The sequence below is a fragment of the Mesorhizobium sp. M0028 genome (genome assembly GCF_040323855.1).
Lineage (GTDB): Bacteria > Pseudomonadota > Alphaproteobacteria > Rhizobiales > Rhizobiaceae > Mesorhizobium.
The window spans coordinates 57,479-70,521 of the sequence record NZ_JAMYVG010000024.1 but is presented as its reverse complement, the minus strand read 5'-3'; the positions used below and the strand labels follow the sequence as shown (position 1 = coordinate 70,521).

The following is a 13,043-nucleotide window of genomic DNA, read 5'->3' as shown; positions in this document are numbered from 1 at the left end:
GGCAAAGGCCGAGGCGATATCCGATCTCCCCCCTTGCGGATGAGATGCCCGGCAGGGCAGAGGGGGGGCGAAGGATCGCCAAGTTCGACTTCAGCACCCCCAACCGGGAACGGATGAGGCTCCGATTGGCTGACAGGTCGGCGGGACAGCACCCCCCTCTGGCCTGCCGGCCATCTCCCCCGCAAGGAGGGAGATTGGCAGCTTGGCCGACGGCGCCTGCTCCGCAATCGTCAACTCGAGTTCACCAACGCCATCCTGGCCGCAATATCGCGCAAGATCGCCTCGTCGGCCGGAGCGCGCATCTTCCGCGACGCCACGAGACAGGCCTGCGAGCGCAGGATCACGCCGTCGGCGAGCACCTTGAGATGGTTGGCGCGCAGCGTCGCGCCTGACGTGGTGATGTCGACGACGATGTCGGCCAATCCGGCCGCCGGCGCGCCTTCGGTGGCGCCGAGGCTTTCGACGATGCGGTAGACCTGGATGCCGTGCTTTTGCGAAAAGAATTGCTGGGTCAGGCGCCAGTATTTGGTGGCGATCCTGAGCCGCCGGCCATGGCGCTGGCGAAAATCGGCGGCGACGTCGTCGAGGTCGGCCATGGTGTCGACGTCGAGCCAGATGTCGGGCACGGCGACGACGACGTCGGCATTGCCGAAACCGAGGCGGGCGATGATTTCGGCGCGTGCCTCGCAGTCGGCGAGGTTTTCGCGCAGCAGGTCCTCGCCGGTGATGCCGAGATCGACCGAGCCCTGGCCGATTTCGCCTGCGATCTCGGAAGCCGACAGGAAGGCTATCTCGACGCTGTCCAGGCCATCGATGCGGGCGCGGTATTTGCGCTCGTCGCCGGGCAGGCTGACGGCAAGCCCGGCCTTGGCCAGCACCTCCAGCGCCTGCTCCTTGAGCCGGCCCTTCGATGGGATCGCCAGCGTGATCATGGCGCTGTCTCCCGCAGCGCCTCGATGCGGTCGAGCCAGACAGAAAAACCGACGCCGGGGATCGGCGTCTTGGCGCCGAGCAGCGTCAGCAGCCGGTCGTAGCGGCCACCACCGGCCAGCGGCCGGTCGCCGCCTTGCGCCGCGACCTCGAAGACGAGGCCAGTGTAATAATCGAGCGGGCGGCCGAAGGCGGCATCGTAGCTGATTTCAGACATCGGCAGACCGAGGCTTTCGATGGCCGCGGCGCGGGCGGCAAAATTCTCCAGCGCAGTTCCCAGCGAAAGCCCGGCATCGGCGGCAAAACTTGCGAGCGCCCCGGCGGCGCTATCTAGCGGCACGTCGATCGCCAGGAAACCCTTCAAAGCCGCAAATGCCTCGTTCGACAGCCGGACGCTGCGCAGTTCGGCTTTCTCGATTAGCCGCCGCGCAATCTCGGACGGCGAACGCCCGGCCGTTGCCGACAGGCCGGCCTCTTCCATGCCGCCGGCGATATGCGCCGAAAGAGCCTCCAGATCGCCGTCGAGGACAAGCGCTGCCACCGCGCCGGCGATCTGGCTGTTGCGCGGCGGATTGGCGAGGTCGGCAAGCGCCGCTTCCAGCATTGGCGCCGAGCCGAAGGCGCGGGCCAGCCGCATGCGCCAGCCGCGCGGCAGGCCAAGCGCTGCCAGCACCGCCTCGAAGATGGTCTGGTCGCCAAGCGTCACCGCCAGCTCCCGTCCGGGCAGCACCAGCGAAAGCAGCGCATGCGCATCGGCCAGCGAACGCGCATCGGCGGCGGCCGTGTCGCGGTCGCCGAGGTCCTCGATGCCGGCCTGGAAGAATTCGTTGCCGCCCTCGCGGCGCTGGCGAAACACCTCGCCGAGATAGGAATAGCGGCGCGGCGTGCCGGCCTGGCTGGCAATGTGGTCGAGGCAGACCGGAATCGTGAATTCCGGCCGCAGGCAAAGCGTCTGCCCGGTCTCGCTTTCGGTGAGGAAAATCCTCCGGCGCAAATCCTCGCCCGCCATGTCGAGGAACGGATCGGCCGGCTGCAGCACGGCGACCTCGACCGCATGGGTGTTGCGCGCGGCGAAGAGCGTCGCGATGTCGGATGCGATGGCAGGGGAGGTCATGGGGATGTGGGGCGCGAGGCACCCCCCTCTGGCCTGCCGGCCATCTCCCCCGCAAGGGGGGAGATTGGATATCGCGCCTGCTTTCGCCAATCTCCAGCGTTGGAAAGAAGACGGTGAGGCTGAAGCTGCCAATCTCCCCCCTTGAGGGGGAGATGGCCGGCAGGCCAGAGGGGGGTGCTCACGCGCCACCTTTCGCCCGGTCGGCCGCCTGCGCCGCCAGTATCTTCTTCACCTCGGCGACCAGATCGCCTTCCGCCACGGTCACCTGCGCCGGCCGTGCGGCGCGCCATTCGGCGTTGTCGGCGATCTCGGCCGACATCTTCGCGCCTTCGATCAGGTCCTTGATCTGCAGCTCGCCCTTGGCGCGCTCGTCGCCGCCCTGGATGACGGCGACCGGGCTGCCGCGGCGGTCGGCATATTTGAGCTGCGCCTTCATGCCGGCGCCGCCGAGATACATTTCCGAGCGGATGCCGGAGGCGCGCAGCTCGGCGACCATCTTCTGGTAGCGGCCGAGACTTTCCGTATCCTTGTCCATCACCAGCACGACGACCGGCGCGATCACATCCGAAATGTCGAGCTTGCCGAGGTTCTTCAGCGCCGTCATCAAGCGGGAGACGCCGATCGAAAAACCGGTCGCCGGCACCGGCTCGCCGCGGAAGCGCGAGACGAGGCCGTCATAGCGGCCGCCACCGCCGACCGAGCCGAAGCGCACGATCTGGCCGTCCTCATTGGGGATCTCGGCCAGCAGCTCGGCCTCGTAGACCGGGCCGGTGTAATATTCGAGGCCGCGGACGACGGAGGGGTCGATGCGGATGCGATCCTCACCGTAGCCGCTTTGTGCGACCATGGTTCTTATCTGTTCCAGCTCTGCAAGGCCCTCGACAAACGACGCATTCGTTATGCCCAGATGTTCGAGTTTCCTTTCCTCGACAAGATTGCTGAGTCCGGGGTTGATGGATCCCAGTGTCTGGACAATTTTTTCGGGATCGTGCTGCGCCATGACTGTGAAATAGCTGATCACAACGTCGATTTGCGCATTATCCAGCCCGGCACCTTTGGTGAAATCACCGCTCTCGTCCTTGCGCCCTGCACCCAAAAGCAGGCGCACGCCCTCGACGCCCAACTTGTCCAGCTTGTCGATCGCGCGCAGCACCTGCAGGCGGCGGCCAGCGTTCTCCTCGCCGCCGAGGCCGATCGCCTCGAGCACGCCGTCGAGCACCTTGCGGTTGTTGACGCGGATGACGTAGTCGCCGCGCTTGATGCCGAGCGCCTCCATCACATCGGCCATCATCATCGCCATCTCGGCGTCGGCGGCGACGCCCGGCGTGCCAACCGTGTCGGCATCGAACTGCATGAACTGGCGGAATCGGCCGGGACCGGGCTTCTCGTTGCGAAACACCCAGCCGGAGCGATAGCTGCGATAGGGCTTCGGCAGGCGTTCGAAATTTTCGGCGACAAAGCGCGCCATCGGCGCGGTCAGGTCGTAGCGCAGCGACAGCCACTGGTCGTCATCGTCCTGGAACGAGAACACGCCCTCGTTCGGCCGGTCCTGGTCGGGCAAAAATTTGCCGAGCGCATCGGTGTATTCGATCAGCGGCTGGTCGACCGGCTCGAAACCGTAAAGCTCGAAGACCGAGCGGATCGTCGCCATCATCTTCTCGACGGCGCGCAGATCGTCGGCGCCGCGGTCGACAAAGCCGCGCGGAAGCCGCGCTTTCATCTTTTCGGATTTGTCGGCCATGGGATGGGTACTCGGTGGTTTCGTGGCGCTCCGGGGATCGGTTAAATAACCGATTTCCACGGCGCGGGTGTCCTAACCGATGCAGCCGGGAGCGGCAAGGGTTTGCGCTTCTTCCTTCTCTCCTTGTGGGAGAAGGTGGCCGAGCGAAGCTCGGTCGGATGAGAGGTGTTCCAGGGAACGCCTGCGCCTCATTTCTTCCAACACCCCTCAACCGTCTCGGCGCTGCGCGCCGATCCACCTTCTCCCACAAGGGGAGAAGGCAAGAAAAAGAAGCTGAAACAATTGCGCCATGCGCGCGGCATCGTGCCGACACAATCCGGGCCGATAAGCGCGCCGAAACAAGGGGTTCGGGGCCATGGCCACGCTACAGAAGTTCGACATCATCGATAGCGGCGCACGCGACGCCCCGGTCCGGCTGCGGCCGGCCGATGGTTATGGGCCAAAAACGACGAAGCAAATCGCCGGACTGTTCGAGATCGCGGCGCAACAGCGCAGCGGGCCGACCATGCGCGACGTGCTGATGACCGGCCTGCTGGTGATCTATCCGGTGTTCGCCGCGCTGGCGGCCATCCTGGCCGGGTTTTTCCTGGCCGGCGCCGGCGGCGCCTGAGCCGCTATTTCGGCCGCCTGAACGCTTTCCGCTCCGCCTCGACCGGTTCCCGGCAGACGCAGCCCTCGAGATGGTCGTTGACCAGCCCCATCGCCTGCATGAAAGCGTAGACGGTGGTCGGGCCGACAAAGCTCCAGCCGCGCTTCTTCAGCTCCTTCGAAATGCGGACCGAAACGGCCGTCGTCGGATTGGCGCGCAGATGGGCGAGGTCGACGATCTCGGGCCGCTCGTCCGGGCCGGGCTCGAACTTCCAGAACCAGGCGGCCAGCGAGCCGGCCTCGTTGATGAGTTCGCGGGCGCGTTTGGCGTTGTTGATGGTCGAAACGATCTTGCCGCGGTGACGGATGATGCCGGCATTGCCGAGCAGGCGCTCGACATCGGCGTCGGTGAAGGCGGCGATCTTGTCGACATCGAAGCCGGCGAAGGCCTCGCGGAAATTGTCGCGCTTGCGCAATATGGTCAGCCAGGACAGGCCCGACTGAAAGCCTTCGAGGCAGATCTTTTCGAACAGCCGGCGATCGTCGGCGACCGGCCGGCCCCATTCGTGGTCGTGGTAGTGCAGATAATCCGGCAGGTTGCCGTGCCAGAAGCAGCGGGCGATGCCGTCGGGACCAGCAAGCAGACCTGTCTTTTCGTCCATGGCGGAATTCCGTTCGTGTCTTGGCGTTAACGCGTTTTGAAGCGGCCTTTACCGCGGCTTTACCAGATTCCTGAACCGGGCGGTAACCACACCAAAAGGTTTACTGACAGACAGGCATTTTACGCATTCCGATTCATGTTTCGGTTGCCGCTTCGCGCCCAATGTCGCGGAAATCGGGGAGGCTTTGCGCCCCGGCATGTTCGACGATCAAGGTGCGATCCGATGAAGATATTCTTGTTCCCACTGTTCGGCGCCGCGGCCGTGCTTGCCGTCGGCGCCGCCAATGCCAACGACCGCTATGCCGAGAGGCCGCCGGTGGTGGTCAGCCCCGACCTTTCGGCGCCCTGGGTGCTGCAGCTCGGCCATGCGCCGGGCATCGTGCGGCAGAGCCGGCAGGAAGCGCAGCCGCTACGGCGCTACCGGCGGCAAGCTGAACCCGATCAGTTGCGCACCGCAGCGGTGCAGGCGCCGGCCAAACGCATGGTGATGCGGCCGCAGATCGATCCCGTCTATTTGCCGCAGGAAGTCGCCTATGACGGCCCGCAGAAGCCGGGCACGATCGTCATCGATACGAGAGAGAATTTCCTCTATCTGGTCGAGAAGAACGGCAAGGCGCGGCGCTACGGCGTCGGCACCGGCAAGCCGGGCTTCGAATGGTCCGGCACTCACAAGATCACCAACAAGCGGGTCTGGCCGGACTGGCGGCCGCCGGCGGTGATGATCGCCCGCGAAGCCGCAAAGGGCCGTTATCTGCCAACCTATCTCGCCGGCGGCATGGAAAACCCGCTCGGCGCACGCGCGCTCTATCTCGGCTCGACCGAATACCGCATCCACGGCACCAACCAGCCCTGGACCATCGGCGGCGCGGTGTCGTCGGGCTGCATCCGCATGCGCAACGAGGATGTGGTCGATCTTTACGAACGCGTGAATATCGGAACAACGGTGGTGGTGATATAGTTGCCGCGACGAATCATCTGGTCTAGAAAGACATTAGCTTTGGCTTTCTGAGGCCAGATGAATAAACAACGGGGGACGGGCCGTGTGGGGATGCGGCCAGTCACGAAAGGGCAGCGCGGCAAGCCGTGCTGCCCTTTTTGTTTCCGCCAGCGAGAATTGACGAAGATTTCGCCGGCACGTCGCGCGACAGGCATAGCGGTTCGCTTTTCGCGCTGCCTTTTCGCCGTCCCTTTGCTATGTGGCAGCCAAAATTCCAGACAAAGGCCCTATCTCGATGTCCCTCTCCGATGACAGCCGCTATCTCAAGGGCGGCCCGGTTGCCCAACGCATCATCGCCAGCGTGCGCGAGGACGCGGCGATCGCCACCGCCGAAGGCTTTCCGCCCAAGCTGGTGTCGATCACCGTCGGCGACACAGCGGCGGTCGACATCTATGTCCGCAACCAGCGCGCCAAGGCGGGGCTGGCCGGAATCGGCTTCGAGGAGAGGCGCTTTCGCGCCGACATCACTGCCGGCGAACTCGAAGCTGCGATCCACGGCCTCAACGCCGACCCGCGCGTCACCGGCATCATCATCCAGCGACCGGTGCCGGTGCATATCCCGATCAAGACGCTGCAGGCGGCGGTGCATCCACTCAAGGACGTCGAGGGCATGCATCCGGCGTCGATCGGCAACATCGTCTACAACCAGCTCGACCTGGCGCCCTGCACTGCCGCTGCCTCGGTCGAACTGCTCAGGGAAACCGGCCTCGACCTCAAGGGGCTCGAAGTGGTGGTCGTCGGCCACTCCGAGATTGTCGGCAAGCCGATCGCCTTCCTTTTGATGAGCGAAGGCGCGACGGTAACCGTCTGCCATCACATGACACGCTCGGTGGCGGCACACGCACGCCGCGCCGACGCGCTGTTCGTGGCCGTCGGCAAGCCGCGGCTGATCAAGGCCGACATGGTCAAGCCGGGCGCCGCCGTGATTGATATCGGCATCAATTCGGAAATCGGACCGGACGGCGAAAGCCGCATCGTCGGCGACGTCGATGCCGAGAGCGTCAGGCACGTCGCGTCGTGGATCACGCCGGTGCCGGGCGGCGTCGGCCCGATCACCGTGGCGATCCTGCTGCGCAACACCATGGTGGCGCTCAGCCGCCAGCGCGCCCGCTACCAGGCAACCTACGGCACGGCGGACAGACTGGCGGCGGAGTAGGCGCTTTCGTCACGTGTATTGCGGCACATGGCAGGTGATCCGGGACTCGTCATCCCAGAAGACGTAGAGCATGCCGCCGCTGCCCCAGAAGAAACCGGCGAGTGAATCGAACTGGAGAAGAAATTTCATTTGCCGGTCCGTCCCGGGAACGACTGGAAACTGCGGCCCCTGAATCCATGACGGCAGCCCACCAAGCCGAAACAGGTTTTGCCTTGAATTGCTTATCCCGTACGACTGCCTGAGCCACCGTTTAGGGGTCGGTGCCAACCGAACAGTTTTTTTCTCGGCGGCTTTTGCAGGCCTCTCAATGTAGGGCGAATGCAGAGGCGCGATCGGCGTCGGCACACCGGCAGCGTCGTGGGAATAGTAGGTCGGTTCGAGAGAATTCGCACAGGTCTCGATACGGAGTCTGGGAAGAGGCATCGTCAGCTCAAGATCGTCCAGCGTAACCAGATGTATCAGTCGCTCTCGACAGGTCGGGCACACTGCCGATCCTTCGCCGCCGACCGTAAGTGGCCTGCCAGTCGCCGGCAGATGCCAGGTAGGATGATTGCGGTGCGTCGGAAAAGACATGTCGCTCGGAGCGCCCTCCTCAAAGCTGAAATGATGACATGCCGGCGGCGAACGAGGATCATCATGCGTCAGCCAGTCTGCGAAATCGGGAATGTCGCCCAAGGTACTGTCTGGAAACAATTCCGGCGCCTGCAAGGCGACGTGAGCCAGCAGATCCTCCACGTCTATTCCGCGTTTCACTTCCTCTTGCAGGAAAAATGCCAGACGAGCCAAATGCGCGTCGTCGAGAAACGAAACGGCGTCGATAATCAGATTGTCTTGCTGGACGTCGGCTTCTACCGCTGCCTTTATGAGCGCAAACAGGAATTCGGACCCATCCTTGAGATGACGAACGACGATTGTCTGGCATTCGCCATAGCTGGCCTGGAACGTCGCCGGCGATCTGTCCGACAGCAGCCGAACGACGGTTCCAATCTCTTCGGATTTTGGGTTGGGCATCTCGGCAGTCTCATTGGCGGGTGCGCAGCAATCAAACCAATTTTGGCGGCTCGCCGCCATAGGCCCAGTCGAGCAGCTTTATCGTATGCACCACCGGCAGCTTGGCGGCGGAGGCGATCTGGGTGATGCAGCCGATGTTGCCGGTGGCGACGATTTCAGCGCCGGTCGCCTCGATATTCCTGACCTTGCGGTCGCGCAGCGTCGCCGAAATCCCGGGCTGCAGGATGTTGTAGGTGCCGGCAGAACCGCAGCAGAGATGCCCTTCGCGCGGCTCGCGCACGACGAACCCGGCCCGGACCAGAAGCTCCTTCGGCTGGCGGGTGATCTTCTGGCCATGCTGCATCGAGCAGGCCGAGTGATAGGCGACGATAGCGCCCGGTCTACGCACCGGTTCCGGCAGGTCGAGACTCCCGAGATATTCGGTGATGTCCTTGGCCAGCGCCGACACGCGCGCCGCCTTGTCGGCGTAGGCAGGATCGAGGCGCAGCATGAAGCCATAATCCTTGATGGCGGTGCCGCAGCCGGATGCGGTGATGACGATGGCGTCGAGTCCGCCCTGCTCGATGGCGCGCGTCCAGGCGTCGACGTTCCGTCGGGCCGACGCCAAGGCAGCGTCCTCGCGTCCCATGTGATGCACCAATGCGCCGCAGCAGCCCTCGCCCTGCGGGACGACGACCTCGACACCAAGCCGGGTCAGCAGCGAAATCGCCGTGTCGTTGATGCCGGGATCGAGCACTGATTGCGCGCAGCCGGTGAGGATGGCGACGCGGCCATTTTTCTTGCCGCCCTGCCCCGCATGGACGCCCGGCGAAGCCATCGGCGATGCAGCGGGGATGTGCGTTGGAGCGAGCTTCAGCATCGCCGCCAGCGGCTTCAATGCCGAGATTTTCTCGAACAGGCCGGCGAATGGCTGGCCGAGCTTCGCCAGCTTGAGCGCCGCGCGAAAGCGCGAGGGATAAGGCAGCACGAAGGCCAGCATGGCGCGTGTCAGGCGATCGGCCAGCGGACGCTTGTAGGTCTCCTCGATATGGGCGCGAGCGTGGTCGACCAGATGCATGTAGTTGACGCCAGACGGGCAGGTGGTCATGCAGGCGAGGCAGGACAGGCAGCGGTCGATATGGGTGACGATCTCCTTGTCTGCGGGACGGCCGTTCTCCAGCATGTCCTTGATCAGGTAAATCCGGCCGCGCGGCGAATCCAGTTCGTTGCCGAGCGTCACATAAGTCGGGCAGGTGGCGGTGCAGAAGCCGCAATGCACGCATTTGCGCAGGATCTTTTCCGATTCCGCGACATGCGGATCGGCAAGCTGGGCAAGCGAGAAGGAGGTCTGCACGTAAACGAATCCTTACCGTTTGAGCATGATCTTTTCCCAAAACCGGTATCCGCTTTTTGGGATCATGCTCGTAGTCCGAGGAACCAGCTTTCCGGGTTCTTGACCGCCTCGCCGCGCTGCAGCGCCTGCAGGCCGAGAATGCAGCGGGCAATGAACCAGACGGCGACAGCGACCATCAGCACGACGCCGACGACCACGACCATCAGCAGCGCCGAGATCAGTGCATAGAGCAGGCCGATCCAGAAGGTGCGGATCAGGAATGCGTAATGGCTTTCGACGAAGCCGCCGGCCTTGCCGCGGTTGATATAGGCCAGGACGATGCCGACAATGCCGCTGACGCCGATAACGAGGCCGGCGAGATAGAGGATATAGATGACCAGCGCGTTGGTCGGACCGGGCTCCAGCCAGCGGTCGGTCTGGCGTGACGTACCGTTTTGGCCTGCATCGCTCATTGCGCTCCTCCCTCGGTTGCTGGGGCGAGAGTAGCAGAGCCTGCGCCCGGCGCCATACGCCCGGGATTGAGGATATTCTTCGGGTCGAATTCGGCCTTCAGCCGCGCCGACAGTGCTGCAAGAGGCGGCGCTTGCGGTTCGAACACGGGTATCGCCGCGCGATGCGCAGGGGTTGCGCGAGCCAGCGTGGCATGGCCGCCGCCATGCTTTCTGATCAGCCCGCGCAACAGGCCGGCCTCTGGATCGTCCTGCTGCATGCGCAGCCAGATCAGCCCGCCCTGCCAATCGTAGAAGGCATCGACCGCGGCCTGCATGCGCAGCGCCAGCACCATAAGGTGGCCCTGCGACGGCGCCATCGAGACGCGCCACACCGGCCTTTCGCTGCCATCGGCGAACGGCGCGCAATCGCGGATGTCACGCCAGACAGAATACGAGACCGAACCGGAAATCTCCTGCAGCGGACCGGCGTTTTTCAGCAGGTCTTTCAGCGCCGCGATGCGGTAGGCGACCGACGGGCCGAAACCCTCGATGCGCAGCAGCGTCGCCGCATCGCTGCCGAGACTGCCGCCGGCGACCCGCGCGGCGACCCGTTCAGGAAGATGGGCCGCACTCGACACCTCCGCGCTGGAACCCAGTGCCAGCGCCATGGCGGCGGTGGCATGATCGTCGAGCAGGCCACGGATGGCGAGCGTGACTTCGGTCTCGGCAGCGGGAAGCACCTTGAAGGTGACGTCGGTGAACACCGCCAGCGTGCCCCAGCTGTTGGCCATCAGCTTGGACAGATCATAGCCGGTGACATTCTTGACCACACGGCCGCCCGACTTGAAGGCCTCGCCACGGCCGGAAACGGCCGCGATGCCAAGGATGTGATCGCGCGCAGCCCCGGCCTTCAGCCGCCGCGGGCCGGAAAGGTTCGCGGCCAGCACGCCGCCGATCGTGCCTCGTCCTCGTTCACCGCCGAGCAGCGGGCCGTAGTCCATCGGCTCGAAGGCCAGTTGCTGGCCGTTTTCGGCAAGCAGGCTTTCGATCGCGGCCAGCGGCGTGCCGGCTTTCGCCGACAGCACCAGTTCGGCCGGCTCATAGAGCGTGACGCCGGACAGGTTCGACAGGTCGAGCGTATGCTCGCTCTGCTGCGGCCGGCCGATGCCGCGCTTGGAACCATGGCCGAGGATCTCGAGCGGCGAGTCTTCCGCTGCGGCCCAGGCGATGGTGGAGAGGGTTTCCGCTGATGTGGTCGGGGTGAAGGTGGTCATGCGGCAGAACCACCAGTCGTAAATGACGAGAAGCCGCGATCCTTCCCACCCCCCTCTGTCCTGCCGGACATCTCCCCCGCAAGGGGGGAGATCGGATGTCGCTTAGGCTTTCGCCAACCATCAACGCTTGAAGGCGAGCAGGACGTTGAAGCAGCCAATCTCCCCCCTCGCGGGGGAGATGTCCGGCAGGACAGAGGGGGGTGTCCAAGCGCCAACATACCCTCAAAACCTCGGAATGTCCGGAAATGCCAGCTGCCCGCGATGCACGTGCATCCGCCCGAGCTCCGCGCATCGCCTCAGCTGCGGAAATACCTTGCCCGGGTTGAGCAGGTGATTGGGGTCGAAGGCGCATTTGACGCGCATCTGCTGGTCGAGATCGATCTGGTTGAACATTTCCGGCATCAGGTCGCGCTTCTCGACGCCGACCCCGTGCTCACCGGTCAGCACGCCGCCGACCTTGACGCAGAGCCGCAATATGTCGGCGCCGAAACTCTCCGCCTTGTCGAGCTCGCCCGGCACGTTGGCGTCGTAGAGGATCAGCGGATGCAGATTGCCGTCGCCGGCGTGGAAGACATTTGCGACGCCGAGCCCGTATTTCTCCGACAGTTCGCGCATGCCGGCGAGGATGCGCGGCAATTCCTTGCGCGGGATGGTGCCGTCCATGCAGTAATAGTCGGGCGAGATGCGGCCGACCGCCGGGAAGGCTGCCTTGCGGCCGGCCCAGAAACTCAGCCGCTCCTGCTCCGATTGCGAAATGCGGCATGTGGTCGAGCCGTTCCTATAGGCAATGGCTTCGACCAGGCCAATCAGATGGTCGACCTCGACACCCGGCCCGTCCAGCTCGACGATCAGCAGCGCCTCGACATCCAGGGGATAGCCGGCCTGGACGAAATCCTCGGCGGCGTGGATGGCCGGGCGGTCCATCATCTCCATGCCGCCCGGGATGATGCCGGCGCCGATGATGTCGGCGACACATTGGCCGGCTTGCTCGCTGGTCGGGAAGCCGATCAGCAGGGCACGCGCCGTCTCGGGCTTCTTCAAAATGCGGACGGTGACCTCGGTGACGACACCGAGCAATCCTTCGGAGCCGGTCATCACGCCGAGTAGGTCGTAGCCTTCCGCGTCGAGATGGCTGCCGCCGAGGCGCACCACCTCGCCATTCATCAGCACCATCTCGATACCAAGCACATTATTGGCGGTGAGACCGTATTTCAGGCAGTGCACGCCGCCGGAATTTTCCGCGACATTGCCGCCGATCGAGCAGGCGATCTGGGAGGATGGATCGGGGGCGTAATAGAAGCCCTCCTGCTCGACGGCGGTGGTGATGCCGAGATTGGTGACGCCGGGCTGAGCGACGACGATGCGGTTCTGGAAATCGATCTCGAGGATGCGGTTGAAGCGGCTCATCACCAGCAGCACCGCGTCTTCCAGCGGCAGCGCCCCGCCGGAGAGCGAGGTGCCGGAGCCGCGCGGCACGACGCGGATATTGCGGTCACTGCAATATTTCAGCACGCGCGAGACCTGCGCCACGGTTTGCGGCAGCACCACGACCAGCGGCAATTGCCGGTAGGCGGTGAGCCCATCGCTCTCGAAGGCGCGCATCGCATTGGCTGCGTCGACGACGCCCTCGCCCGGCACGATGATGCGCATATCGGCGACGATCTCATCGCGCCGGCGCAGCGTGGCGTCGTCTGGTTTCGGCATCGCAAGACCGGACATCGACAGCCTCCTTCGACCGACTGGTAAAAATCTTTTACCAGCGACGGCTATCGGTTGCAAATGCCGCTTTCGCCGGGATCGCGGGCCT

12 protein-coding genes are annotated in these 13,043 nt (G+C 64.4%); 3 read left to right on the top strand and 9 right to left on the bottom strand.

The window, feature by feature from the left end:
• Positions 1-230: 230 nt before the first annotated feature.
• From hisG to hisS, 3 genes are all read right to left on the bottom strand, one after another.
• Positions 231-932, bottom strand: coding sequence for an ATP phosphoribosyltransferase (hisG, locus tag NKJ93_RS29005; protein WP_352592594.1), 702 nt, complete (start codon positions 930-932; stop codon positions 231-233).
• Positions 929-2,044 carry an ATP phosphoribosyltransferase regulatory subunit gene (locus NKJ93_RS29000; protein ID WP_023716480.1) on the bottom strand — a complete coding sequence of 372 codons (1,116 nt, stop codon included), beginning with the start codon at positions 2,042-2,044 and terminating at the stop codon, positions 929-931. Before NKJ93_RS29000 ends, hisG begins: the two co-directional genes overlap by 4 nt.
• Positions 2,045-2,222: 178 nt before the next feature.
• Positions 2,223-3,785 (bottom strand): histidine--tRNA ligase, encoded by a 1,563-nt coding sequence (gene hisS, locus NKJ93_RS28995; RefSeq protein WP_352592591.1) that lies wholly within the window; start codon positions 3,783-3,785, stop codon positions 2,223-2,225.
• 355 nt (positions 3,786-4,140) lie between these two features.
• Between hisS and NKJ93_RS28990 the strand changes: the two genes are divergently transcribed.
• A complete protein-coding gene (locus tag NKJ93_RS28990; protein WP_352482352.1) occupies positions 4,141-4,395 on the top strand; it encodes a hypothetical protein in 255 nt (84 codons plus the stop codon).
• Between the two features lie 4 nt (positions 4,396-4,399).
• Here NKJ93_RS28990 and NKJ93_RS28985 read toward each other — a convergent pair whose 3' ends face one another.
• Positions 4,400-5,035 (bottom strand): DNA-3-methyladenine glycosylase I, encoded by a 636-nt coding sequence (locus NKJ93_RS28985; protein ID WP_352482353.1) that lies wholly within the window; start codon positions 5,033-5,035, stop codon positions 4,400-4,402.
• A gap of 222 nt (positions 5,036-5,257) precedes the next feature.
• Here NKJ93_RS28985 and NKJ93_RS28980 point away from each other — a divergent pair, with 222 nt between their 5' ends.
• Together NKJ93_RS28980 and NKJ93_RS28975 are read left to right on the top strand one after the other, a co-directional pair.
• Entirely contained in the window at positions 5,258-5,992 is a 735-nt protein-coding gene (locus tag NKJ93_RS28980) for a L,D-transpeptidase (protein WP_352482354.1), read from the top strand.
• 274 nt (positions 5,993-6,266) lie between these two features.
• Entirely contained in the window at positions 6,267-7,187 is a 921-nt protein-coding gene (locus tag NKJ93_RS28975) for a bifunctional 5,10-methylenetetrahydrofolate dehydrogenase/5,10-methenyltetrahydrofolate cyclohydrolase (protein WP_023716475.1), read from the top strand.
• 9 nt (positions 7,188-7,196) lie between these two features.
• Here NKJ93_RS28975 and NKJ93_RS28970 read toward each other — a convergent pair whose 3' ends face one another.
• The 5 genes from NKJ93_RS28970 to NKJ93_RS28950 form a co-directional block, all read right to left on the bottom strand.
• Positions 7,197-8,198, bottom strand: a complete 1,002-nt coding sequence (locus tag NKJ93_RS28970; protein WP_352592588.1) for a hypothetical protein — start codon at positions 8,196-8,198, stop codon at positions 7,197-7,199.
• A gap of 31 nt (positions 8,199-8,229) precedes the next feature.
• On the bottom strand, positions 8,230-9,531 hold the full coding sequence (gene glcF, locus NKJ93_RS28965; RefSeq protein WP_352592585.1) for a glycolate oxidase subunit GlcF: 1,302 nt from the start codon (positions 9,529-9,531) through the stop codon (positions 8,230-8,232).
• 62 nt (positions 9,532-9,593) lie between these two features.
• The gene (locus NKJ93_RS28960; RefSeq protein ID WP_352493850.1) at positions 9,594-9,983 is read right to left on the bottom strand and encodes a DUF4870 family protein; all 390 of its coding nucleotides are present in this window, start codon (positions 9,981-9,983) and stop codon (positions 9,594-9,596) included.
• Positions 9,980-11,236 carry an FAD-binding protein gene (locus NKJ93_RS28955; protein ID WP_352592582.1) on the bottom strand — a complete coding sequence of 419 codons (1,257 nt, stop codon included), beginning with the start codon at positions 11,234-11,236 and terminating at the stop codon, positions 9,980-9,982. Before NKJ93_RS28955 ends, NKJ93_RS28960 begins: the two co-directional genes overlap by 4 nt.
• A gap of 222 nt (positions 11,237-11,458) precedes the next feature.
• Positions 11,459-12,955 (bottom strand): FAD-linked oxidase C-terminal domain-containing protein, encoded by a 1,497-nt coding sequence (locus NKJ93_RS28950; protein ID WP_352592579.1) that lies wholly within the window; start codon positions 12,953-12,955, stop codon positions 11,459-11,461.
• Between the last annotated feature and the right edge of the window lie 88 nt (positions 12,956-13,043).

Excerpts from the sequence above, each read along its gene's own strand:
- NKJ93_RS28985 (WP_352482353.1), bottom strand. The coding sequence starts at position 5,035 with ATGGACGAAAAGACAGGTCTGCTTGCTGGTCCCGACGGCATCGCCCGC.
- NKJ93_RS28975 (WP_023716475.1), top strand. The coding sequence starts at position 6,267 with ATGTCCCTCTCCGATGACAGCCGCTATCTCAAGGGCGGCCCGGTTGCC.
- NKJ93_RS28960 (WP_352493850.1), bottom strand. The coding sequence starts at position 9,983 with ATGAGCGATGCAGGCCAAAACGGTACGTCACGCCAGACCGACCGCTGG.
- NKJ93_RS28970 (WP_352592588.1), bottom strand. The coding sequence starts at position 8,198 with ATGCCCAACCCAAAATCCGAAGAGATTGGAACCGTCGTTCGGCTGCTG.
- NKJ93_RS28980 (WP_352482354.1), top strand. The coding sequence starts at position 5,258 with ATGAAGATATTCTTGTTCCCACTGTTCGGCGCCGCGGCCGTGCTTGCC.
- NKJ93_RS28950 (WP_352592579.1), bottom strand. The coding sequence starts at position 12,955 with ATGTCCGGTCTTGCGATGCCGAAACCAGACGACGCCACGCTGCGCCGG.
- hisS (WP_352592591.1), bottom strand. The coding sequence starts at position 3,785 with ATGGCCGACAAATCCGAAAAGATGAAAGCGCGGCTTCCGCGCGGCTTT.
- NKJ93_RS28990 (WP_352482352.1), top strand. The coding sequence starts at position 4,141 with ATGGCCACGCTACAGAAGTTCGACATCATCGATAGCGGCGCACGCGAC.
- NKJ93_RS28955 (WP_352592582.1), bottom strand. The coding sequence starts at position 11,236 with ATGACCACCTTCACCCCGACCACATCAGCGGAAACCCTCTCCACCATC.
- NKJ93_RS29000 (WP_023716480.1), bottom strand. The coding sequence starts at position 2,044 with ATGACCTCCCCTGCCATCGCATCCGACATCGCGACGCTCTTCGCCGCG.
- hisG (WP_352592594.1), bottom strand. The coding sequence starts at position 932 with ATGATCACGCTGGCGATCCCATCGAAGGGCCGGCTCAAGGAGCAGGCG.